This is a genomic window from Polaribacter filamentus, from assembly GCF_002943715.1.
In the GTDB taxonomy this organism is placed as follows: Bacteria; Bacteroidota; Bacteroidia; order Flavobacteriales; family Flavobacteriaceae; genus Polaribacter; species Polaribacter filamentus.
The window spans coordinates 1,041,558-1,064,867 of the sequence record NZ_MQUA01000013.1 but is presented as its reverse complement, the minus strand read 5'-3'; the positions used below and the strand labels follow the sequence as shown (position 1 = coordinate 1,064,867).

22 protein-coding genes are annotated in these 23,310 nt (G+C 30.4%); 7 read left to right on the top strand and 15 right to left on the bottom strand.

The genetic code is table 11. From position 1 onward, the window contains the following. Positions 1-286: 286 nt before the first annotated feature. The 3 genes from BST83_RS06985 to BST83_RS06975 all read right to left on the bottom strand — a co-directional run bounded on the left by BST83_RS06985 (position 287) and on the right by BST83_RS06975 (position 1,886). Positions 287-670 carry a DUF3037 domain-containing protein gene (locus BST83_RS06985; protein WP_104809163.1) on the bottom strand — a complete coding sequence of 128 codons (384 nt, stop codon included), beginning with the start codon at positions 668-670 and terminating at the stop codon, positions 287-289. Continuing rightward, on the bottom strand, positions 660-1,439 hold the full coding sequence (locus BST83_RS06980) for a HipA family kinase (protein WP_104809162.1): 780 nt from the start codon (positions 1,437-1,439) through the stop codon (positions 660-662). The genes BST83_RS06985 and BST83_RS06980 overlap by 11 nt, the downstream gene beginning before the upstream one ends. 96 nt (positions 1,440-1,535) lie before the next feature. Further along, positions 1,536-1,886, bottom strand: a complete 351-nt coding sequence (locus tag BST83_RS06975) for a helix-turn-helix domain-containing protein (protein ID WP_104809161.1) — start codon at positions 1,884-1,886, stop codon at positions 1,536-1,538. Between the two features lie 348 nt (positions 1,887-2,234). Between BST83_RS06975 and BST83_RS06970 the strand changes: the two genes are divergently transcribed. The 5 genes from BST83_RS06970 (at position 2,235) to BST83_RS06950 (ending at position 7,184) form a co-directional block, all read left to right on the top strand. Next, positions 2,235-3,293 carry a M14 family zinc carboxypeptidase gene (locus BST83_RS06970; protein ID WP_104809160.1) on the top strand — a complete coding sequence of 353 codons (1,059 nt, stop codon included), beginning with the start codon at positions 2,235-2,237 and terminating at the stop codon, positions 3,291-3,293. 75 nt (positions 3,294-3,368) lie between these two features. Beyond that, complete coding sequence (locus tag BST83_RS06965) at positions 3,369-3,848, top strand: Lrp/AsnC family transcriptional regulator (RefSeq protein WP_104809159.1); 480 nt, start codon at positions 3,369-3,371, stop codon at positions 3,846-3,848. Positions 3,849-3,963: 115 nt separating this feature from the next. Further along, positions 3,964-5,955 (top strand): alpha-ketoacid dehydrogenase subunit alpha/beta, encoded by a 1,992-nt coding sequence (locus tag BST83_RS06960; protein ID WP_104809158.1) that lies wholly within the window; start codon positions 3,964-3,966, stop codon positions 5,953-5,955. A 33-nt stretch (positions 5,956-5,988) separates the two neighbouring features. Further along, positions 5,989-6,996, top strand: a complete 1,008-nt coding sequence (locus BST83_RS06955; protein WP_104809157.1) for an NADP-dependent oxidoreductase — start codon at positions 5,989-5,991, stop codon at positions 6,994-6,996. 2 nt (positions 6,997-6,998) lie between these two features. Beyond that, on the top strand, positions 6,999-7,184 hold the full coding sequence (locus tag BST83_RS06950; protein ID WP_240614684.1) for a CPXCG motif-containing cysteine-rich protein: 186 nt from the start codon (positions 6,999-7,001) through the stop codon (positions 7,182-7,184). Between the two features lie 121 nt (positions 7,185-7,305). On the opposite strand, the gene BST83_RS06945 is transcribed toward BST83_RS06950, so the two are convergent. The 9 genes from BST83_RS06945 to BST83_RS06910 form a co-directional block, all read right to left on the bottom strand. After that, positions 7,306-8,010 carry a pseudouridine synthase gene (locus BST83_RS06945; RefSeq protein ID WP_104809156.1) on the bottom strand — a complete coding sequence of 235 codons (705 nt, stop codon included), beginning with the start codon at positions 8,008-8,010 and terminating at the stop codon, positions 7,306-7,308. 40 nt (positions 8,011-8,050) lie between these two features. Continuing rightward, a complete protein-coding gene (locus BST83_RS06940; RefSeq protein ID WP_104809155.1) occupies positions 8,051-9,253 on the bottom strand; it encodes a multidrug effflux MFS transporter in 1,203 nt (400 codons plus the stop codon). Positions 9,254-9,335: 82 nt separating this feature from the next. Then, positions 9,336-9,728 (bottom strand): DUF805 domain-containing protein, encoded by a 393-nt coding sequence (locus tag BST83_RS06935; RefSeq protein WP_104809154.1) that lies wholly within the window; start codon positions 9,726-9,728, stop codon positions 9,336-9,338. Positions 9,729-9,770: 42 nt separating this feature from the next. Continuing rightward, the gene (locus BST83_RS06930) at positions 9,771-11,105 is read right to left on the bottom strand and encodes a DUF58 domain-containing protein (RefSeq protein ID WP_205853565.1); all 1,335 of its coding nucleotides are present in this window, start codon (positions 11,103-11,105) and stop codon (positions 9,771-9,773) included. A gap of 110 nt (positions 11,106-11,215) precedes the next feature. After that, positions 11,216-12,220, bottom strand: coding sequence for an AAA family ATPase (locus BST83_RS06925; protein ID WP_104809152.1), 1,005 nt, complete (start codon positions 12,218-12,220; stop codon positions 11,216-11,218). Then, entirely contained in the window at positions 12,204-12,488 is a 285-nt protein-coding gene (locus tag BST83_RS20585; protein ID WP_240614683.1) for a DUF4350 family protein, read from the bottom strand. The genes BST83_RS06925 and BST83_RS20585 overlap by 17 nt, the downstream gene beginning before the upstream one ends. 38 nt (positions 12,489-12,526) lie before the next feature. After that, positions 12,527-13,441, bottom strand: coding sequence for a DUF4350 domain-containing protein (locus BST83_RS06920; protein WP_240614682.1), 915 nt, complete (start codon positions 13,439-13,441; stop codon positions 12,527-12,529). Further along, a complete protein-coding gene (locus BST83_RS06915) occupies positions 13,438-14,148 on the bottom strand; it encodes a DUF4129 domain-containing protein (protein WP_104809151.1) in 711 nt (236 codons plus the stop codon). Before BST83_RS06915 ends, BST83_RS06920 begins: the two co-directional genes overlap by 4 nt. After that, positions 14,149-15,114 carry a stage II sporulation protein M gene (locus BST83_RS06910; RefSeq protein WP_104809150.1) on the bottom strand — a complete coding sequence of 322 codons (966 nt, stop codon included), beginning with the start codon at positions 15,112-15,114 and terminating at the stop codon, positions 14,149-14,151. Positions 15,115-15,136: 22 nt separating this feature from the next. On the opposite strand from BST83_RS06910, the gene BST83_RS06905 reads away from it, so the two are divergent. Continuing rightward, on the top strand, positions 15,137-15,949 hold the full coding sequence (locus BST83_RS06905) for an RDD family protein (RefSeq protein ID WP_104809149.1): 813 nt from the start codon (positions 15,137-15,139) through the stop codon (positions 15,947-15,949). Positions 15,950-17,059: 1,110 nt separating this feature from the next. On the opposite strand, the gene BST83_RS06900 is transcribed toward BST83_RS06905, so the two are convergent. After that, the gene (locus BST83_RS06900; protein WP_104809148.1) at positions 17,060-17,986 is read right to left on the bottom strand and encodes a hypothetical protein; all 927 of its coding nucleotides are present in this window, start codon (positions 17,984-17,986) and stop codon (positions 17,060-17,062) included. Positions 17,987-18,190: 204 nt separating this feature from the next. On the opposite strand from BST83_RS06900, the gene BST83_RS06895 reads away from it, so the two are divergent. Then, positions 18,191-19,234 carry an IS5 family transposase gene (locus tag BST83_RS06895; protein ID WP_104809147.1) on the top strand — a complete coding sequence of 348 codons (1,044 nt, stop codon included), beginning with the start codon at positions 18,191-18,193 and terminating at the stop codon, positions 19,232-19,234. 299 nt (positions 19,235-19,533) lie between these two features. On the opposite strand, the gene BST83_RS06890 is transcribed toward BST83_RS06895, so the two are convergent. Both BST83_RS06890 and BST83_RS06885 read right to left on the bottom strand, forming a co-directional pair. Then, the gene (locus tag BST83_RS06890; RefSeq protein WP_104809146.1) at positions 19,534-20,466 is read right to left on the bottom strand and encodes a hypothetical protein; all 933 of its coding nucleotides are present in this window, start codon (positions 20,464-20,466) and stop codon (positions 19,534-19,536) included. Then, entirely contained in the window at positions 20,453-22,969 is a 2,517-nt protein-coding gene (locus tag BST83_RS06885; RefSeq protein ID WP_104809145.1) for a hypothetical protein, read from the bottom strand. Before BST83_RS06885 ends, BST83_RS06890 begins: the two co-directional genes overlap by 14 nt. Between the last annotated feature and the right edge of the window lie 341 nt (positions 22,970-23,310).

Sequence of the window (23,310 nt, the reverse complement as noted above, 5' to 3'; positions counted from 1 at the left end):
AACTAAAATTGTTTGCGAAAATCCAAAATGTAAAACAAACAATCCAGCAACACTTGTCCAAAATGAGGTTTTATATATTTTTTTAAATAAAAGTTCATAGGACAAAAAAAGTGATTTCTCACCTGATAATTATAAATATTTAACTGTTTTTTTTAAAGCTTTTCGGAGAAACAATCTCAGCAATTAAACCCTTATAATTTGTAATGAAATTAGGTTGTAAAATTTGTGATTTTCACTCAGAAAGTTAACTAAATCAAACCAACTTTTTTAATGAAAAGCATCTTCTTCACAAAACATACTTTTCAAAAATACCATGCAATTCTTTTTCAGGACTTTCACACAATCCAGAATGCGTTTTAGAACTCTGAATAATAGTGCTTCTGCAAGCTGCAAGCCATCTAAATCTGTCTGATATTTCTAATTCGCCAATTTTACCAGCAGCAGCTGTTCCGTCGCAAATCAATTTCCAAGCATTTAAATACTGGCTTAAACGCTCCAATTCAATTTCTGATGCAAAAGCTTTTAATTTATTTGGGTTGATTTCAAATTTAATATCCAAGAACTTTTTACGTTTCGAAAATAGAATTACGCCGATATTAAAGAATTCTTCGCGTTCTACTTTTGGCACAAGTCTTATGATTGCATACTCAAAGGTAACTTTATCTTGCATCTGCGGCTTCTTTAACTAATTTATCTATCAGTAACAATTTGGTGTTTAAAAAAGAAATATAGGCAGCTCTCATTTCATTGGGATTTAAAAAATCACCTTCACTCAATAACCAATCTTCCGGAATATTCGCAATAATTTCATTTATTACATCCGCATTTATGAGTTGTTTTATTTCTAATGAAGCTTCTTTTAAAGAAGTTGCTTTCGATAAAAGCACATGGTCTTTTATCAGCGGGAAGGTTCTTGTTAAATGGTTTTCCCAAGTTTCCCAATTGTGATGAAAGTACAAGCTTGCACCATTGTCAATAATCCAAAGTTCTTTGTTCCAATTTAGTAAATTGGTGTTTTTAGCGGTTCTGTCAATATTGCTAATCAAACTATCTAAAAGTACCACTTTCGAAGCAGTTAAAGAATCAATATCGGAAACCAAAGGATCGTAGGTGATGGCACTGGATAAAAAATGCAAACCCAAGTTTAAGCCAACACTGAATTTTAGCAAATCCTGAATTTCTTCATCAGGTTCTGTTTTGCTAAAAGAATCATCAAGATTCATAAAGACGAGCTCCGGAACCTTTAAATTCATGGCTCTTGCCAGTTCGCCACCAATAAATTCTGATATCAAGGCTTTCTTACCTTGTCCGGCACCTCTAAATTTTAGCACATATAAAAACCCGTCATCCGCTTTTACGATGGCCGGTAAAGAACCGCCTTCTCTAAGAGGTTGTAAGTATTGAGTAACATTTACGGTTCGAATATCAATTTTATTCATAAGTACTAAAATATGCTATTTAAATAAGTTCTTTGCCAAAACGGAAACTTCATTTTTATTTCGTTTATCACTAAACTTCAAACTTTCTTCATCTAACTATTTTTGATATTCCTCGAAAGTTCCATCCGTATAAAAAACAACAATTCTTTGAATTCGTTTTCCATCATTTGAGGTGTCTGCAAATAAAGTTGAAGAAGCAGTTAGGTTATCAGTTTCTTCATTTTTAGGGAAAAAACCTTTTCCGTTTAGCAACCAATGAATATCTACATCCTTAAACTCTGAGGTTATTTTTAAAATAAAATCCAAACTTGGTTTGTTCCTTCCAGACAAAATATGAGAGATGCTTGAACGCTGAACGCCTATTCTATCTGCGAATAAAGAAGCCGTTAAATCATGAAGATCCATCACTTTTTTAATCCTAGTTGTAAATTCTAAACTGTTTATCATTGTAACCTCTTATTGTATTACAAATGTAAATTAAACTTTGTAAACAGCAAAATGGATTAAATAGATTGTTCATAAATAGGTGCTTTAGAGATAAACCTATACTTTAATTAATATGTATAATATACTAATAAATAGAATTTTATAGGCATTATAAATTGATATAAATTCACCTAAAGTGTTTGCCTGTTGTTTACAATGTTTTAGAAACGGTTTCGGTTTACAAAAGTAAATAAAATCTATAACAATCAAATTTACAATTGTAATATTGATATAATTTACAATTGTAATATTGTAATTGGTAACTTATTTTCAAAGTTGTAAATTTGCATTTCTAAACAGGATAAACCCGTGCAAATTTTATCATTAGTAGTACTAAAGAAAATTTTTAAAAACCAAAAAGAAACTAGCCTTTTTGGTAAATGGATTACTTTCAAGAATATCGAAAAGCTATTTTTAAAACATCAAGAAGTATTTGAAATTACGCAACTAGGTCTTTCTGAACAACAAAGAACTATCTATAAGTTAAAAATAGGATCAGGAAAAAAGAGAATTCTATTGTGGTCGCAAATGCACGGAAATGAAAGTACTGGCACAAAAGCTTTGTTTGATATTTTTAATTGCTTTTCTAATTGTAACGAACAAGAGTTTAAAACAATTTTAAAAGAATGTACACTTGTTTTTATTCCGATGTTAAATCCCGATGGATCTCAAGTGTATACCAGAGTCAATGCAAATAACATCGATTTAAATAGAGATGCCGTTGATAGAGTTGCTAAGGAAAGCAATCTTTTAAGAAACTTTTTAGAGGAATTTGATCCGCAGTTTTGCTTTAATTTACACGATCAAAGAACTATTTTCGGAGTAGAAGGCACCAAAAACCCAGCAACTATTTCTTTTTTAGCACCATCAGAAGATGAAACTAGAACATTAACAAATGGTAGAAAGCAAACAATGAACGTTATTGTTGCTATGAATTCATTGTTGCAAACCATTATTCCTAATTTTATAGGCAGATATACGGATGAATTTTATCCGACGGCTACTGGAGATAATTTCCAAAAATTAGGGTATAATACTATTTTAATTGAATCTGGTCATTATCCTGATGATTATAATAGAGAAGCTTCTAGAGAATATACGTTTTATTCAATCTTGCAAGGATTACATCATATTGCAACAGCAGTAAATTTTGATGCTTATGGGCCTTATTTTAACATACCTAATAATGATAAAATCTTTTATGACGTTATTCATCGTTTTTCAGACGCCAAAAAAGAGGTTGCGTTTCAATATAAAGACGAAATTAAAAATGGAAAATTACTTTCAAAATTACAGAAAGTAGATGAAAATGACTTAAAAATGAAATTTGGACACCACGAAATCGTTTTCGAGAGTGTTAATAATTAAATATTTCTTATATTATTTTGAATTTAATTAAATTAAATTCATAAATTTGTATTATTAATTGAATAATACACAAAAATGAAAAAATTTACCTTAGATGAAATTGATCATCAAATCTTAGACGTTTTAATAGAGAATGCAAGAACTCCTTTTACGGATATTGCGAAACAGTTATTAGTGTCTGCAGGAACTATTCATGTTCGTGTTAAAAAAATGGAGGATGAAGGAATTATTCAAGGTTCTACATTGACCTTAAACTACGAAAAAATGGGCTATTCTTTTATAGCGCATGTAGGAGTTTTCTTAGAAAAAACCTCTTTGACACAATCTGTGATAGAAAATTTAAGAAAAATAGAAAATGTCACAGTTGCCTATGTTACTGCCGGTAAATATAATATTTTCTGTAAAGTAAGAGCAAGAGGGACCAATGATGCTAAGGATATTATTTATAGAATTGATGATATTCCTGGTGTAAATAGAACAGAAACGATGATTGCTTTAGAAGAGAGTATCAACGATAAAAAAAGAATGATGCACGCAATTTTTGCTGATTTATAAACGCATATTTTATAACTTTTTTAAAAAATCCTTATCATTAAAAATGATAAGGATTTTTTTATGGAATCATATTCTTAATCTGTATGTTTGTTCTAAATTATGAAATATATAATTTATGAACCCTTTAATTGATTATAATATAAAGTACGAGCTCGATAAGGCACTGTTCCTTAGTTTGTATAAGAAAATGCTAAAACCGCGGTTAATTGAAGAAAAAATGCTCATTCTATTGCGTCAAGGAAAAATTTCTAAATGGTTTTCTGGTATTGGACAAGAGGCAATTTCTATAGGTGTAACAGCCGCGCTAGAAAATGACGAATATATTTTGCCAATGCATAGAAATCTAGGCGTTTTTACTTCGAGAGAAATTCCTTTGTATCGATTATTTTCTCAATGGCAAGGAAAAATGAATGGCTTTACAAAAGGCAGAGAACGAAGTTTTCATTTTGGAACCCAAGAATATAATATTGTAGGAATGATTTCGCATTTAGGTCCGCAATTGGGCATTGCAGACGGAATTGCACTTGCCAATAAACTGAAGAACAACAACAAAATTTGTGCTGTTTTTACAGGTGAAGGCGGCACAAGTGAAGGTGATTTTCATGAAGCATTAAATGTAGCTTCTGTTTGGAGTTTACCTGTGTTATTTTGTGTTGAAAATAATGGTTACGGCCTGTCAACGCCAACATCCGAACAATTTAATTGCAAGGATATTGCCGATAAAGGAATTGGTTACGGAATGGAAAGTCATATTATAGACGGTAACAATATTCTTGAAGTATATACAAAAGTGAATGAAATAGCAAAAAGTGTTCGCCAAAATCCGAGGCCTATATTATTGGAGTTTAAAACTTTTAGAATGCGCGGACATGAAGAAGCGAGCGGTACAAAATATGTTCCTCAAGATTTAATGGATTTTTGGGCAGCAAAAGATCCTTTAGAAAATTATAAAGAGTTTTTAAAACAAAAAGAGATACTTACGGAAGAAATTGAAGTTTCTTATAAAAAAGAAATTATTCATGAAATTAACGAGCATCTTCAAATTGCTTTTGATGAAGAAAAAATTATTGCAAACCTAGAAACTGAACTCAATGATGTTTATAAATCTTTTGAACATGAAGAAGTGCAGCCTTCATCTCAAAAAAAGAATATTCGTTTTGTTGATGCGATTGCTGAAGGATTAAAAGAAGCGATGCAAAAACATGAAGATTTGGTAATTATGGGTCAGGATATTGCAGAATATGGCGGCGCTTTTAAAATTACAGATGGTTTTTTAGACGCTTTTGGTAAAGAAAGAGTTAGAAATACACCAATTTGTGAATCTGTCATTGTTTCTGCTGCGTATGGTTTATCAGTAAACGGAATAAAATCGATTGTAGAAATGCAGTTTGCAGATTTTGTTTCTACAGGTTTTAATCCGATTGTAAATTTACTGGCAAAATCTCATTATAGATGGTCGCAAATTGCGGATGTTGTGATACGAATGCCTTGTGGAGCAGGAGTAGGAGCTGGGCCTTTTCACAGTCAAACAAATGAAGCTTGGTTTACAAAAACACCTGGTTTAAAAGTAATATATCCTGCATTTCCTCAAGATGCAAAAGGATTGATGATCAGTGCTATTAACGACCCAAATCCGGTGTTATTTTTTGAACATAAAGGATTGTATAGATCTGTTTATCAAGAAGTTTCTGAAGGTTACTTTACAACAGAAATTGGTAAAGCAGCACTTTTAAAAGAAGGAAATCAGTTAACAATTATAAGTTATGGAGCTGCAATTCATTGGGTTTTAGATGCTTTAGAAAATTTATCAGAAATAGCTGTGGACGTAATTGATTTAAGAACTTTGCAACCTTTGGATGTTGAAACGATTTACGCATCCGTTAAAAAAACAGGAAAAGCACTAATAGTTCAAGAAGATTCTATGTTTGGCGGAATTGCAAGTGACATATCTGCTTTAATCAATGAAAATTGTTTTGAATTTTTAGATGCTCCTATTAAAAGGGTAGCTAGCTTAGAGACACCAATTCCTTTTCAACCTGATCTAGAAAAACAATATCTAGGAAAATCAAACTTAACAAAAGCAATACAAGATTTACATAATTATTAAGTATATTTAGCAACAGAAAAAAACATAGCAGACATGAATAACAAACAAATCATATTTAAAAAACGTCCTTCTGGTGTTCCAGATGCAGCTACTTGGCAACTAGAAAATAATTCTGTTCCTGAATTACAAGAAGGAGAAATTTTGGTGCAACAGCATTATATTTCTTTAGATCCTGCAATGCGTGGTTGGATGAATGATTCAAAATCATACATTCCTCCGGTTGCCATTGACGATGTAATGAGAGCTGGTTCTATTGGAAAAGTAATTAAAAATAATGGAAATCCTAAATTCGAAATTGGAGATTGTGTTACAAGTTGGGGCGGTGTGCAACAATTTGCCATTACAAACGGCGATGGTTGGTATAAAGTAGACACACGTTTAGCGCCAATGCAAATGTATATTGGTACTTTAGGTATGCCCGGAATGACTGCTTATTTCGGAATTACAGAAGTTGGTAAAATTAAAGAAGGAGATATTGTATTGGTTTCTGGAGCTGCAGGTGCAGTTGGAAGTGTTGTTGGACAAATTGCAAAAATTAAAGGCTGTACCGTAATCGGGATTGCAGGCGGAAAAGATAAGTGCGATTATTTAATCAACGAGTTAGGTTTTGATGATGCTATTGATTATAAATCAGAAAATATTTATACTGCTTTAAAGAAAAAATGCCCAAACGGAGTTGATGTGTTTTTTGATAATGTTGGTGGTTTAATTTTGGACGCAGCTTTAAGCAAGTTAAGAATGCACGCAAGAGTTGTTATTTGTGGCGCAATTTCTCAATACAATAACAAGTCTAAAATTGATGGACCAAGTAATTATTTATCTCTTTTAGTTACACGCTCTACCATGCAAGGAATGGTGGTGATGGATTATACCAAAAATTTTGGTGAAGCTGCAAAACAAATGGGAATTTGGATGAAAGAAGGCAAACTAAAATCTAGAGAAGATATTTACGAGGGAATTGAAAACTTTCATGAAACGTATAACAGATTATTTTCTGGTGATAAAAACGGAAAATTAGTTTTAAAAGTAATAGAAGAATAAAAGTGGAGTTAGAGCATTTTTTTCAGTGTCCTCATTGTTGGGAAGAAATTTCAATGATATTAGATTCGAGCGTTAGACATCAAACATATATTGAAGATTGCGAAGTTTGTTGCAATCCTATAGAAGTGTCGCCTAGATTTGAAAGTGGTGAACTTATTGGATTTGATTCTCAGTCTATAGAGCAATAATAAGAGCGGATATTACGCAGAGATACACAGCATTTTACATAGAGATTCACGGAGGTTTTTTTAAAAATTTCTCAGTGAATCTCTTTTTTTTTTGCTGAACGAATCTCTGTGTAATCGTATTTTAATCCAATGGATTTTCCCAAGAAAAAGCTTCGAATGAAGCAGTCCAGTCTTTTGGAAAAGAAGCTTTTAAAATTAATTGTTCTGAAGAAAAAGGATGTGTAAACTCTAATTTCCCTGCATGTAAAAAAAGATTTTTCCAACCAAAATTCTCCTCAAACATGAGGTCGTGATTTTTATCACCATACTTAGCGTCGCCAATTAAAGGATGACTTATTTTATTGGTATGCACTCTTAATTGATGCATTCTTCCTGTTTTTGGCGATAATTCTACCAAACTATAACGCGAAGAATCATACGGTTTTACCGGAATATTTAATGTTACTTTCTCTAGGGTTTTTAAATAAGTTAAGGCTTCTTTGTGAACATTTGCATCACGTCCTTTAACAGGAGTATCTATTGTTTTTTCGTCTGGAGAAAATCCGCGGACAATGCCGTAATAGGTTTTTTGAATTTCGCTTTTTGTAAATAATTCTTGAAACTTTGAAACGAATTCCTTTTGTTTTGCGAGTAAAATAATTCCTGATGTTTTTCTATCTAATCTATGAATAGGGTAGACTTTTAAACCTTTATCGTGCTCTATAATTTGTAAAAGAGAATCTTCATCAGCAACATTTCTAGAATGAAAAGCATGATGCACTAAAACGTTATTAGGCTTGTTTACACAAAGAAGATATTCATCTTCAAAAATTATCTTTAAGTTCATTTTTATTAATTATTAAAAATAGATTATGCAGGTTTTGAAACTATACTTTCTTCTTTTCCGTAAATTTTAGAAATGCAATTAATGTTAAAGAAAGAAATCCACAGACAAAAAAACCAATAAAAAGAGGTAAGGCCCTGTCGTTTATAAAACTACCTATAAATGTAGCTATAGGTACCGCCATAATTGTAGAACCAAAACCGTTAATTGCGGCTCCAACGCCGGCAATATGACCAATCGACTCCATGGCTAACGCTCTTGTATTTCCAAATAGAAAACCAATAGAAAAGAATTGGATTCCAAAAAATAGAAGTAAAATATAAATGCTAGGATTGCTTTCTCCAGAAAAAAGTAAAATGTAAAAAAAAGGAGCAATCGTAAATACAACGGTAAAAATTGACACCAATTTATACATCCCAAGCCGTACTACTAGATTTCCATTTAAAAAAGTTGCCAAACCAATGCTTATTGCTAAGCCTGAAAAAATAAATGGAAACTCTTCTTTTAAATCATACTGTTGCTCAAATATTATTTGGCTAGCACTTAAATACACCATAAAGGAACCCGTAATAAAACCAGAAAATAAGGTAAAAATCACAGCATTTTTATGTTTAATAAATTCTTTTGCCCCGTCTATAAATAGCGAGAATTTAAACTTCTTTTTATTTTCTGGTTTTAAAGTTTCTGGTTGACGTTTCCAAAACCAAATCATTACAAAAAAACCAAATACTAATTGACTGTAAAAAATAGATCGCCAACCGTACGCATCTAACATCAATTTACCCAATGCAGGTGCAATAACGGGTACAAGAATAAAAATTACAACAATAAAAGACATCACCTTTGCCATGTAATTACCACTAAAACGATCTCTAACCATTGCGATACTTATGGTTCTTGGCGCAGAAAGACCAATACCTTGCAAAAGTCGACCAACAATCATCATTTCTAGACTGCTTGCAAAAACACAGATAAGACTTGCGAGGGCAAAAACAATGAAACCGACATAAATTACTGGTTTTCTGCCAAAACTATCGGACAAAGGACCAGAAATTAGTTGTCCAAATCCTAATCCTAAAAAAATCATTGTAATGAATAACTGATTATTCTTAAGGTCTACGATGTGTATTGATTTGCTAATATCTGAAATTGCAGGTAATAAAGCGTCTATAGATAATGCTACTAATGACATTAAAGATGCCATGATGATAATAAATTCTAACTCTGTTTTTTGTCTAATTTTCACGGTACAAAAGTACCTTTATTTAAACTCTAAAGGAGTTTGAAACTCTTAAAATATATTAAAAACTTTATGAAATTCACAAGAATTATTCAAGACCAATTTGATTTATAATGCTTTCATTTCCAATTCCTTTAGGATTTTCTCCCCACTTGTTTGAATTGCTTTCTCCTTCTGTAACTAATAAAACAAGCAACCAAATCCACCCTATGATAGGAATAAATATTAATAAATAATACCATCCGCTTTTACCTACATCATGAAGTCTTCTCACTGCTACTGCTAAACTGGGAATAAATACCAAAAGCGAGTATACTACCGAAATAAGGCTAAAAAAAGTTGTTCCAAATATAAAATCTAATGATCCTAAAGACCAGGAAATAATTAAATTCACCAAAGTAAACATCCAATATTCTTTTCGTCTTGCTCTTCCACTAAAATCTAAATAGTGCTCTTTTAATACTTTTAAATACCAATTCATTTTTTTTGTTTTGTTGATAAATGCTAAAATATAAAAAAATATTTAAAAAAGACCTCTCGATTTTAATTCTAAATATTTGTTAATCGTATCGCCAGTTAAATCGGCTGGTTTTGTTAATACAGATTGAATTCCGTATTTTTTTAGCTCGGATACAATTTGTTTCTTTTCATACATAAACTTTTCAGCAATAATACTATCGTATACTTCTTGAATCGTTTCTGCTTTTGCATTTGTTAAAATATCCAATTCCGTATTTTTAAAAAAGACCACCAATACTAAATGATTTTTAGCCAATGCGCGTAGATAAGGAAGCTGTCTGTTTAAAGCATCAATAGTTTCAAAATTGGTAAATAAGATCAGTAAACTTCTATGCGTAATTTTTCTTTTAACGACTGCGTATAAAGTGCTGAAGTCTGATTCTGAAAAGTTTGTTTTAATAGTATGCAAAGCTTCTGATATCAGCCTCATTTGTGAGTTTCTTCGTTCTGCAACTACCCAATCTTCTAGTTTTGTAGAGAAAGACAGCATGCCCGCTTTGTCTTGTTTTCTTAGGATGATATTACTAATTGCCAACGTTGCATTTACGGCATAATCTAACAAACTCAACCCATTAAATTGCATTTGCATCGCGCGTCCTTTATCAATAATAGCGTATACAGATTGCGATTTTTCTTCCACATACTGATTCACCATTAAATGATTCCGTTTTGCGGATGCTTTCCAATTTAAAGTTCTTACATCATCCCCAGAAACATATTCTTTAATTTGTTCAAACTCTAAAGAATGACCAATTCGCCTTACTTTTTTTGTTCCGTAAGAAATGGTCGAATTGTTAAATGCCTTGATATTAAAATCGCGTAACTTTAAAAAAGAAGGATAGCATTTTAGCGCTTTTTCTTCTCCCAGCCTATATTTTTTAGTAGCTAATTGTAACGGAGAACTGGCATACACATTAATGCTACCAAAAAGATAGATACCTCTTACTTTTGGAGTTAGATTATAATGAATGGTTTTTTCTTGATTTGTTTGTAATTGTTGGTGAAAGAAAAAGTCTCTTTTTTGAAACTGATACGGCAGTTCCTCAATCAATGACAAATGCGCTACAAATGGATACTTGTTTTTAAGTTCTAAAGTGATCTTGTTTTCATCACCGTTGGATAGTCTTTCTGGCAAATTACGTTCAATCTGTATGGCATTTTTAGTTTTGTATAGTAAAAATACATCCACAATTGTTAAAACAGTTAGTACCAATAACAAGACTTTTGAAACCTCAAAAAAGATAGGCGCAAAGAAGCCCACAATGAATAATATCGCTATGGTCGCTATTGCATAGAAAAATCTATTGTTTATAAATAAGGTGTTGTAAAAGTCTTTCAATGTTTGTTGTGTAAGTGTGTTATTGTTGTCATTGAGAGGCACGAAGCAATCTCTAGCTTATAAGAACGAAACAATAAACGGATTGCTTCGTTCCTCGCAATGACTTTTGCTTATCTCGGAATCTCTACAGCCTCAATAATTTGTTCTATAATTTGTTTACTGGTTAAACCTTCCATTTCTCTTTCTGGGGTTACAATAACCCTGTGTTGTAAAACCGGAATTGTAGCTCTTTTAATGTCTTCGGGTGTTACAAAATCACGTCCTTCAATCGCTGCGAATGCTTTTGATGCCGATAAAATAGCAATACTTGCTCTGGGCGACGCACCTAAATATAAAAAGGAATTCGTCCTTGTATTCACAACAATATTCGCAATGTATTTTAATAAATTTTGTTCAATCTTAATTTGTTTTACGAGCGCTCTGAATTCAATGATTTTAAAACCATCAAGTACCGTTTCTATCTTGCTGTCTTTGGTCGTGTTTTCCAAGGCTTGCTCTCTAATTATAATTTCAAGTTCCTCATCCGCAGTAGGGTAATCAACGACTATTTTAAACAGAAAACGGTCTAATTGTGCTTCTGGCAATCTGTACGTTCCTTCTTGTTCTATGGGGTTTTGAGTTGCCAAAACGATAAAAGGCTCCACCATTGTATAGGTAAAACCATCTATCGTTACTTGCTTTTCTTCCATTACTTCAAACAAAGCCGCTTGTGTTTTTGCAGGCGCTCTATTAATTTCATCAATTAGAATCATGCTAGAGAATATAGGTCCTTGTTTAAACTCGAACTGAGAAGTTTGTACATTAAAAATAGAGGTGCCTAAAATATCCGAAGGCATTAAATCTGGGGTAAACTGAATTCTACTAAAACCTACATTTATAGTTCTAGAAAGTAGTTTTGCTGTGATGGTTTTTGCCACTCCAGGAACGCCTTCAATTAAAACATGACCGTTGGCAAGAAGTGATACTAACAGTAGATCCATCATTTCTGTTTGCCCGACAATTACCTTTTGCAATTGCTGTTTTATCTTAAAAACACTTTCTTGTAATTCAGATAAATCTATTCTATTTTCAAAGGATAAGTGCTCTGTATTTGTTTCGTTATTTGGTGTTTCCATGTGCTTGTTTATTAAAGAATTTTTCAATCATTTTATGAAGGATAAGTAGTTCTTCCTTAGAACATTCGGACCTTTTATATAAAGTGATAATTGTATTTATTAAATAGTTGGTATTTTCGATTTCATTGCCTGATTTAGCAGCTAAATGCTGAATGAATTCCTTGTTTAAATTGCTGGTATTTAGCAAGTATTTTGTTCTTACCTTTTCTAAGAAAAAGGCTATTTTTTTATCTGCTACATTCTTGTGATCCTCCTCTTTTAAATACAAACTAGCAATGGTTTGTGTAAATGCTACTGTGGTATTTTCTAAGGGATGGATAATGGGAATTGCGCGTTGTTTTCTGCGCGCATTGAACAACATAAATAACAAAACACCCCAAAAGAAACGTACAAAAACCAAGTTAAGGTTTTATGTTGTAAAAAGAACTTGAAGATCGACGTGTTGTCTTTGTCTGAATCATCTGCATATTTACTGCTTTTTATCTGTGAATCCCAATAAACGGTGTTTTCTGGCAGGTAAGAAAATATATTCTCTACATACTTTTCTTTGTCTTTTAATAGGTAATAATTAGTAAAAATTATTGGATTTGTATGCAGATAAATAGCGCCTTTTCCGTGATAGACTTTGATAAAGTTCGGCACTTTCTCGCCATCAATCTTTGTGGTTCCTAAAACAATGGTTGTATTTTCATTATAAGTAACCACATAATTTCTGCGGATGTTTCTATCAAAAGTATACGGTTGATTTTCAAAAGAGGCATTCTCTAAATAGAATTCGCCTTTTAACGCTTTTAAATTTTCAACTCCAAACACCTCTTTGTCTAAATTGTTCGTTTTAAATCCTAACTGCTCTCTAAGCTCATCAGAAAAATAATTGAGTGCCAAAAAGGCGTTATTTCCTTCCCAAACCTCAGACAATAGGGTGTTTACGCCATCCTCTGTAAGTTTACTTGCATTACTTTTTATACATATATAATTAAATAACTGGTCTGTAGCATTGTCATTGGCGTCATATATATAGTCGTAAAAGTTCTCTTTTAAGTACACAATTTCTTGTTCTTTAAAAAGCTTATCCGCCTCATTATAAACAATATACGTCCCGAAAGGGCTTTTCTCTTTTTCCCTAAAATTCTCATCCCAATTGGTTTTTTTACAACAAGTTAGCTGCAAAATTATCCCCAGAAAAAGCATTCCTTTTAGTATGTGTAGTGAAGTTTTCACAGAATGGCGTTTAAAAAGGATTGATACTTGTTTTGTGCCGCCTTAAAGTGCTGTTCATCCAAGGGGAATTCTCCATACCATACATACGTATAGATGTAGGAAAGGTAGGAAAACTGACTTTTTAACGCCTTGTTTTCTATCTCAAAAAGATATTCTGAATTTGTTTTATCTTTATGATAGTCAATGATTCTTTTGGTTGATAAGCCTTTTAAAGACGATAAATAATAATATCGAATCGCTAATCTAAATTCCTTTTGATCAATAGATTGCTTTAATAAAGTTTCTAAATCTATTTCATCAAGGTCTTCATCTTCATAAATTAATTTCTCTTTTTTTCTTTTGGATGTTTGGTTGGCTTTCCAAAATTGCAAATCAAACCCTAACACTAGTTTTAAGATGATAAAGATGAGAATTCCGGCTAATACATAAGGAAAAATCTGACTCATAAAGAACACCAACGCGTTTATAATCCCTAAATTAATAGGAGCGGAGTTGCTTTTTTTCTCTGGAGTATTCTCTTTGTATTGGAAGTCTTTGTCTGAATATTTGTCTTTTAAGTTGGATGAAAATTCTTTTTCTTTACTAATATTCGTATTTTTAGTATAAACGATGGTCGCTGCTTTTTCTTCGATAATAGTATTGATATCTTCTTGTGCATGCACAAAAATACTCATCAATAAAAGGAGGGAAGCGATACCTTTTTTCATTTATCTCAATCCGTGTTTTTTAGCAACTACAAATGGCATCACCAAATAATAGTAACTAATGGTTAGTAGACTAAATATAATAATAGCAAAACAAAAAATAGTGGGCATTGTATTGGAATAGCGTGTAATATATCCTTCTAAAAAAGCCGCTATAATTGTAAACGGAATCGTACTTATAAAAATATAAAAAGCATCTCTCATTCCGATTTTAAAAGACTGAAAACGCTTTAATGTCCCAGGAAATAAAATACTTGCCCCAATAATGTAGCCTGCGGCGGCTTCAATAATCATCCCAAATATTTCGTAGGTTCCGTGAATCCAAATGCCTTTTAAACTATCAAACAAACTGTTATACTGATAAAAAAAAGCCTGAAAGACTGCCACCATAATGGCGTTGTACACAACATAAAAACCGGTGCCGATGCCTAAAAATAAGCCTGATAAAAACATACTCAAGCCCACTCTCTGGTTGTTGTCATAAATACCAATAAAGGTGCCCCAGTTGCTACCACTTTTGTAAATAGCCATCGCATCGCCACTTTCTATGTTCTCTAAGGTCTGGTCTACATAGGAATTCCCTAATATTTGACGTGCAAAAGACTCGTCATTAAAAGTAGAAAGCAATCCTATAAAGAAACAAATGAAAAAGAAAATAAACGAAATGTAAAAGTATTTTCGGTATTTGTAAGAGAGTAGTGGCACTTTATCTAAAAAGAAGGCTACAAACACATTTTGATCACTTCTTTTTGAGTCATATATCTTATGAAAACTAGTTTTCGCTAACTTATTTAAATAGCTAGTAACCTTGCTTTTAGGGTAGTATGTTTGCGCATATACCAAATCGTTCATAATTTTAATATGCAGGTTGGCAACGTCATCCGGACTTTTTTTCTCTTTATTTGAAAAACCTAGTTCGAATTCAAGCCATTTTTCTTTATTTTGCTTTATAAAAGCGACCTCTCTCATATAAGGCTAATTTACCACTTGCATGAAAACACTCCAAATAAAAACGGCACAAAATGTAAATATAAAATTTACAGTGGCTACAGTATTTCAAAGGCTATTTGCTTTTGTAATTGATTACCTTGTAAAATTTGCCTATTTGTATTTTGCCAATAGATTGTTTGGTTTTAGTATGTTAGATTCCTCGTTAAACGGCGATGGTTGGACTATCAAAGCGGTAGAAGTCTTATTTTTAGTTCCGATTACGTTTTATTCTTTGTACTCAGAAATTTTAATGGATGGACAAACCATAGGCAAGCGCTTGTTACATTTAAAAGTAATCAATGTAGATGGATTTAAACCGTCAATTACAGATTATATCATGCGCTGGTTTTTAAGAATTGTAGATTTTAACTTGTTTCTATTATTGTTTGTGTATGTTGCTTCTTTGGGTTTAAATGACCAGTATACCTTGTTAGTTGTTCTTTTTCTATTTGGTAAATTGGTGGGTTTCTTTCTGATTTTATGTACGAATAAGAATCAACGTTTTGGAGATATCATTGCAAATACTATTGTTATTTATTTAAAAGATACTGTTAAATTCTCTGAAACCATTTTAGAGGATATTAAAGAGAATTATATACCAACGTATGCAAATGTGATTAAATTATCTGATAACGACATGCGCATTATTAAAGAGACGTATAAAACAGCCGCGAAACAAAATGATTATAAAACACTTATTAAGCTTCGTTCTAAAATATTAGAAGTTACAGATATCAAATCGATTCATAAAAGCGATTTAGAATTTATAGATACTGTTTTAAAGGATTATAATTATTATACACAAAGTATGTAGGGTGTTGGTTTTGAAATATGTTTAGTACAAATCTTATTTTCTTAAATGAATACCTCAGATGAATTGAAGGAGTAACAAAGATTGGTTCTATTTGGAGTGTGAAATATTCTATTTTACATAATATAAATTATAGTACATTTATGTAGTAATTTCTGTATAGCCGTATTTCAGGCTATTTAATCATAATATCAGATATAATGTCTTTAGACTTATATCGATAGATATTATGTTAAAAGAAATTACGGCTAATTAACTTCTAGCTTTTAAATGATAACTATAATTCTCTATTATGTAAAATATCCCAGAAAGTCTTGTAAGCACTATAAATATTCGTTTGGGGGTGTTTTACAATTCGTCAACAAGTATTCATTAAACTTGTTTATAAATCTCATATTTAGAAAAACTAAAGATAATTCTTCAAATACGTTATTATAAGAAAATTTAGAATTATAAATCTGTAGCTATAATTCGACATTATGTAAAATTGCCGCTCGCAAACGCTCGATTGCTTTTTAAAAATAATTATGCTACGCAGTAATTTTTTTAAACACAATTATCCATCGCTTGCCACCGCCAAAAAAAAGCTAACCTTTTAGAATTCTTTAAAATTTGTAAATTCAATTAAAATATTGCTGTATTTTTTTTCTAAATACATTTTTGTAAACTTCCCACAAGAGTATAAAATTTAAGAAAAATAAATTTCTATACACTTGTTCTAATATAGAGTTTGTATAATACTTTTTGGTTTTTAGAATTTAATAAAATTTAGAATTGGAAATAGAATTGTTAGTATTAAGAGTTAATTATTATCTTTTTTCTTGATAAAAAAAGAAACAAAAAAATCAAGGCTCACATATAAATTTGGAAACAATTACGGCTCAATCACTATATTTTAGAATAAATTCTAACTGATTAAGTTTATTTTGAAAAGGTTTTAACCTTGTGATTATCAATAGTATTTATTGCTAACTCTCTAAAATATTACGCTCATTCGCCTATTGTTTTTCCAAATTTATATTAGGCCGTTTGCCAACGCTTCATCTGGGTAAAAACGTACTAGTTCTATTTTACATAATAATTATAAAACTAAATTTTTAGTTTATCTATAATTTATACTATTTCACTGGAAATTGTAATTGAATGGTAAACAAAATGTTTCATCATAATACCATCCAATTCTTTTTCATCGTTTAACCAAATTTGGCGAACGTTTTGAAAAATATTTTTATCCAATGGAATATTAGCGTTCGGATTATGATAGACTGTTAAACTTTCATTCCAGTCTTCAGTAGATTTTCCTTTTTCTATTTGATGAGCAAATTCCTTAGCTTTTGCATTTGGTTTATTATCATCGAATTTGTAACCAGAACGTATCATTATTAGTTCCTTTTCAGACAAGCTGTGTTCATATCCCATTCTATTGAATTTATGTAAATCACAATTGTTAGAAAAAATTATTGCACTAATGTTTTCAGTATCTGGATGTGAAAAAAAGTTTGAAGGGATTTTTTTCTCTTTATGGATATGCTCTACAACTGTCTCATCTTTAATATGTAGAAGCTCATCATCTGTTTCTTCTGTTATTACTTTTATACCATATAGATATTCAGTTATTTTTGAAGGTGGTAGAAATTTTGAAATGTAGTTGTGAGATGGTGTTATGGCGAATACCAATGGTTTATTTTGAACCCAATCCAATTCCCAGTATTTTTTATTTAATTTAGAAAATAGAACACTCCCAAGTCTTATTGAGTAATAATCTGTTATTTTTTTCTGAATTTCTAAATCTTCTTCTTTTACAGATTTTTTTATAAACTCTTCAGTGTATTCTTCATCAATTTTTTCTGCCGATAAACTTGCCTCGATAAAAAAATCACAATCACCTTTCTTAACGTGAAAGTCTGGTCTGTCTACATCATCTATAAATTTGAATTTGTTTTCAAATAGAAATATGAACAAATAGATTTCCCAAAGTCGACCATCAAAACCAGTACTTTGAAAATCCTTAATAAAATTCCCATCTTTATCATCAAACAATACACATATATTATCAATAATGTTCTTAGCTGGGTCGAATAGAGAACTTTCTGTTAGTAGTTTAAACTTTCTGTTTAATTTTTCTTCTGAAACTAATGGTTTAAGACCGTTGCAAGGAAGTACCTAATAAAAAGCACAAAAATAACACGTAATTATTTATGTTAAATATATGATTGTAAGTATATTAAGTTGTAAATTTAGTGTATGAAAATACAAAAACAACCAACTTTAGCCGATAGCATTTGTGATTTACGAGCAAGAAAAATTAAAAAGACATTTTTCACCCAAATAAACACCCTTATCGATTGGGATACGATCTCTATCCTAATAAATAATGATTATTTAAAAGGAAAAAGTGCCACTGGCAAGCCTTCTTATGATGGGACATTACTTTTTAAAATGTGTCTTTTACAAAGTTGGTATGGTTTAAGCGATTATGAAGTTGAAGACCGAATAAATGACAGTCTTTCCTTTAGTTATTTTTGTGGGATGACCATTGAACAGGTTGCTCCAGATCATAGTACTTTAAGTAGGTTTAGAACCGCATTAACCAAAACACAAACCTTCGAAAAATTATTTACCTCCATAAACAAACAGCTAGAAGCACATAATATCATTGTAAAAACAGGTTTAATAATAGACGCTAGTGTAATAGATACGCCACTTAGACCAAAAGGAAAAACAAATTTTAAGGTAACCGAAGACCGCTTTGCAGACCAAGTAGAAGTACACAAAGAATATCCAGATAGTGTCGATAAAGAGGGTACTTGGTTAAAGAAAAGAGGAAAGTACCATTTTGGGTTTAAAAAGCATCATGTAACGGATAACGAAGGACTTGTTCTAGGAGTACTAACCACAACTGCCAGCAAAAATGAGATTGCAAATTTGGAGGAAGTTCTAGAAACTGTAAATGTGGTATTACCAAAAGACATCCCTCTAAAGGCAGATAAAGGGTACCAATCAAAGAAAAATGTTGCGATTTTAAAGAAGCGTAATTTAAAGAATCATATCCTTAAAAAGGCGGTAAAAAATAAACCGTTAACAAAATGGGAAACTAGATTCAATAAATTAATAGGAAAAACAAGGTTTAAAGTAGAACGTACTTTTGGAGGAATAAAATTATGGTTTAAAGGTGGAATTGCAAGATACAGAGGGATGAAAAAAATGCATACACAAAATTTGATGGAGGCAATGTGCTACAATTTATATCGAAGTCCAGGGATATTTGCGTCTAATTGTAAAAATTAAGGAAAAATGAAGCCTAAAAAAGGCATTTACTCACTTAAAATAGAAAAAAAATAGCATAATCGATGTTTTAGCTAAAAAAAAGGGAACTCTAAAAAGTAAAATTAATTAAGTTCGCTTTTTGCAACGGTCTTGGTTTATATATTTCGTACATCTTGGTTAGTATTGTGGTCAACTATTGATTATCGATATATTTGAGTATTTCCAATTAAACAATCAACTCCTTCCCTCCCATTTGGTTTTGGTGTAAATTTTAAATCAAAATTGTATAATTGAAATTCCACAAATTCTATCATAAAATATTACAAGTATTCTTGGATTATTTGCATATGTAATTCGTGAGAAAATTCACCTTTTTCATAATCCGAAATTATATTATCAATATCTTCAATAGTCTTGCTATATGCTATGTTTAATTTAGTATCAGGAAAAGAATCTTCAACGATTAGCTTAATAAAATCAAAAAGATGGTTTAACATAATTACTCTTGTTTTCCTGAATTTCAGAGCTCTTAAAGTAGAATAGTAGTTTGAAAACTTATCTCGTGATGAAAATTGTTCTCTATGATGCCAAGATATTTTACGTGTGAGTTTCCTTAGAATAATATCTAGTTTGTCTCTATGCTTCATTCCATCATAACCTTTTACTTTACTTAAATTTGAGGAATTCATAATTGAGAACATAGGGTCTTTCGAATCTATTTTTACCATTTGTTCTAAAATATATTTAAAATCTTTACTAGAGCAAATTTCTTCAGGAAATTCAAGTATAAAACACTTAGCTTTAGGAATAAATACTTTGGTTTTATAATTAATTTCCTTTGCTATATTAGCCGGAATAATTTGAATTACATTTTTTCTTTTAATGATAACTTCTCCTCTAACGACTTTTAAACAAATTAAATTACCATCTTCATATATTTTTTCTATAATACAATTTCCATTGTGTACTAATTTACTTGATATAGTTTCTAACAACTCTAATACAGCATCATTTAAATTCAATCTATTTCCCCAATTATTTCTATATCGAAATGTGGTTATTTTGTTTGATAAAAAATCAACTACTTCATCTTGTATTTTAGATTCTAAAGAAATTGTTAAGAATTTCTCTTTAATAGAATATTTAGAAAACGATAAATCCTGTATAAACATAGAAGAATTATGCTTTAAGAGAAAATCACTTCTTGGAGTATCAAAATCTAAAGATATTTGGTCAGTTTTACTTTTTTCCATATTTATCTTCTATTATTCTATTTATATCAAAAAATATTGACCTTCTTCCATTTTCTTCTATTTCTAAAGCTCCTTCTTTAGCATCTAAAAAAGTAAATAAATACATTTCTAAAAATATCTCTTCATAGTTGTCATCAGTATGTATTCCGTCATCTACATATCTTCGAATTATACTGTTTATATAATCTGTTGCATTAATTTTTTTATCTTCGATTACTTTTGATAATCGCTTTTTTCTATTAAAATTATCTGAAAAATTAATGCCAGTTCCAAGCTTATGATTCGTATAGAAGTTATAGGATGATATTATTAATTTTATTTGATTCTCATCCATTTTTATTTCATCCCAACATTTAGTTATTTCTAACCAAAATGATGAATTATATAGTTCAGAATAAATATAGCCAAGTCCAGATAACTGCATTAATTCTATATGCACTTGATATATTATTTCTAAGTGATGATGATATCTATCTTTATATCTATCGTGGTAAAGTGTATAAAAAGAGGCTAGTGAACTTCTTAAGAAACCGGGAAATATCTTTTTAAATTTCTCTACATCATTTTCAATAAAAGATTTATTTATCTCGCTAGAGATTATAGAAAATGATTTAGCAAAAATATCTGGACTGTTTTCATCCCATTTCAAAGTGTATATATCTTTCATAGTCTCCGATATCTCTAAAATGAATACTTCTTCCAATTTGTCAAGCTCTAAATAAGCATCTTTTGAATTTAACTTTGTCCAAGTGTGTGTTCCTTTGTGCAAGTTATTTGAATCAAATTCTTCAATAATTTTACTTATTCTTGGTATTCTGAATTTTATTTTATCAATTAATTCTAAAGCACATTGACAAGTAAATGCAACAGCTAAATGATTGTTATTTTCCTTACAAGTTTCTAAAAGAGGTAATACAAATGATTTTATCTGCTCAATTGTTTTATTAAAGTTCTTCTCTACTAAAATTAAATATTCAGCTGTGATATGTTGTGTAATATACCATACAGGAGTAATTTGTTGATTTTCTACAAGTTTCTCATTTTTAATATAATTAAAATATTCTTCGAAGAAAGAATTGAGTTTATATGGCAAGCTCAATTTATATAACGAAGATTTTTCATTCCAATCTATTTTAGTAATCTCAGCATTAAAAGCAGTTATATTAAGAGCTTCTACTGAATTAAAAAAACTTAAATGATAATCCCTGATACTTGAAGAAATCATTGTTTCGATTAAGATTAAATTATTCTCAGAATTTCCATAGGTATTCTTCTCTTTATGGATTAATGACCCTTTAGTTATAGATAAATTTTCTAAAAGTAATTTGTTAGCTAAATCATATTCAAATGAATACCCAAAATATTGTAAGGCTCTAGTTGATTTATTTAAATACTTATATCTTATTTCTTGATTTTCTAGTAAGCTAACTTTCTTACCTATTTCACTGTAAATAGTAAAGATTTGTTCTTCAAACCAAAAGTTATTTGAAACTTCGTTAGTTACGAAATATGATCTATTGCTAATAGATAATTCTCGATTATGCATATCAGTTTCAAAATATGATTTGTGTTCTCTTTTATTTTTAAACCATTTACTTTTTAAAGGGATGTTATTTTTTTTATTTAGATAAAACTCCAAAAGGCCTAAAGTTTGAGTGATTGTGTTTAGAAAGGATCTTTCATTAATAGAAACACCCTCAATACTTATAACATTTAATAATCGTAAAATTTCAAGGTCTTTCTCTACTTGTCTTCTAAAAAAAAGTTGAAAATTAGAATTATTCCAATATGCACTATGAATTGTAACGTTTTTTATATTATCAACTATCTGTTTATTAGCAATTTTAGCCAATGTGTCAGGTTCAAAAAGGCTATATACTCCAGAACCAATTTTTAATAAGTTAAATAGGCTTATAAGACTTAGGATTGCCAAAAATGTAAGAATCAAATTCCCAGGATAAAATCCAAATGTTACAAATAGAAAAACGCAGACAGAATATGCTGTTAAGAAAGCTAATCTTCTTAAATAGTTTTGTGTTATTGGCTCTAAAAACAACAAATTTCTAATACTAGAATTAACTTTTGCATATCCAGAACTCGCTATTGTCGCTAAAATTGGGTAAAACAAAGCCAGTAAAACACCAGAAATACTAGCTAATAGAGAAATAAACCCATTAACAGCATCTTTACTTTCTGGATAATTAGGTTTAGGGATTATATCGATTATAAGTCTTAACCAATCTGGAAAACTATCAACGTATTTTAAATATGTGTTTTGAGAAAAAAACTCTATAAGATATAAGAGAATAACAAAAAAGAATGCTATTATTATATTCTTGATAATTTCAAAAAGATAAACTTTTCTAACTGATAGCCTTTCTTTTTCTAAGAGGTATTTATTCTTAGCTTTGAATTTAAAAACATTAAATTTTAAATTAATATTTTTAAATATCTGTTTTGTTTTCCATAGTAATTTATAATCGTAGATTTTATGGTTATTCAATGTATAAGGTTAAAGTTGTTCTCTCAAATATACAGAATTTTAACAAGTACAGATTTACGGAATTCCGTATTTAATTAAAATTTATAGATAATAATCCCATTCCATACACATTCCCACTTCGCTCCTATCGTCACTTCGGGCAAAGAGTATTTCATTACATTTTTAAAGAAACTTTTGGAAAGAAAAAAATAAAAGAAAGTTTGAGCTAAGAACTTCGCTTTTTACCAAAGCAAAGTAACATAACGCAGAACATTATAATACAAATTCACTTCGTAAATTGGATAGCTATAATTCTCTATTATGTAAAATATCCCAGAAAGCTCTGAACATTCAATTAACAT

What these genes read in the sequence shown, in the direction of transcription:
- BST83_RS06985 (WP_104809163.1), bottom strand. Translation starts at nt 670, where the DNA reads ATGCAAGATAAAGTTACCTTTGAGTATGCAATCATAAGACTTGTGCCA.
- BST83_RS06980 (WP_104809162.1), bottom strand. Translation starts at nt 1,439, where the DNA reads ATGAATAAAATTGATATTCGAACCGTAAATGTTACTCAATACTTACAA.
- BST83_RS06975 (WP_104809161.1), bottom strand. Translation starts at nt 1,886, where the DNA reads ATGATAAACAGTTTAGAATTTACAACTAGGATTAAAAAAGTGATGGAT.
- BST83_RS06965 (WP_104809159.1), top strand. Translation starts at nt 3,369, where the DNA reads ATGAAAAAATTTACCTTAGATGAAATTGATCATCAAATCTTAGACGTT.
- BST83_RS06960 (WP_104809158.1), top strand. Translation starts at nt 3,964, where the DNA reads ATGAACCCTTTAATTGATTATAATATAAAGTACGAGCTCGATAAGGCA.
- BST83_RS06955 (WP_104809157.1), top strand. Translation starts at nt 5,989, where the DNA reads ATGAATAACAAACAAATCATATTTAAAAAACGTCCTTCTGGTGTTCCA.
- BST83_RS06945 (WP_104809156.1), bottom strand. Translation starts at nt 8,010, where the DNA reads ATGAACTTAAAGATAATTTTTGAAGATGAATATCTTCTTTGTGTAAAC.
- BST83_RS06935 (WP_104809154.1), bottom strand. Translation starts at nt 9,728, where the DNA reads ATGAATTGGTATTTAAAAGTATTAAAAGAGCACTATTTAGATTTTAGT.
- BST83_RS06925 (WP_104809152.1), bottom strand. Translation starts at nt 12,220, where the DNA reads ATGGAAACACCAAATAACGAAACAAATACAGAGCACTTATCCTTTGAA.
- BST83_RS06915 (WP_104809151.1), bottom strand. Translation starts at nt 14,148, where the DNA reads ATGAAAAAAGGTATCGCTTCCCTCCTTTTATTGATGAGTATTTTTGTG.
- BST83_RS06910 (WP_104809150.1), bottom strand. Translation starts at nt 15,114, where the DNA reads ATGAGAGAGGTCGCTTTTATAAAGCAAAATAAAGAAAAATGGCTTGAA.
- BST83_RS06905 (WP_104809149.1), top strand. Translation starts at nt 15,137, where the DNA reads ATGAAAACACTCCAAATAAAAACGGCACAAAATGTAAATATAAAATTT.
- BST83_RS06895 (WP_104809147.1), top strand. Translation starts at nt 18,191, where the DNA reads ATGAAAATACAAAAACAACCAACTTTAGCCGATAGCATTTGTGATTTA.
- BST83_RS06890 (WP_104809146.1), bottom strand. Translation starts at nt 20,466, where the DNA reads ATGGAAAAAAGTAAAACTGACCAAATATCTTTAGATTTTGATACTCCA.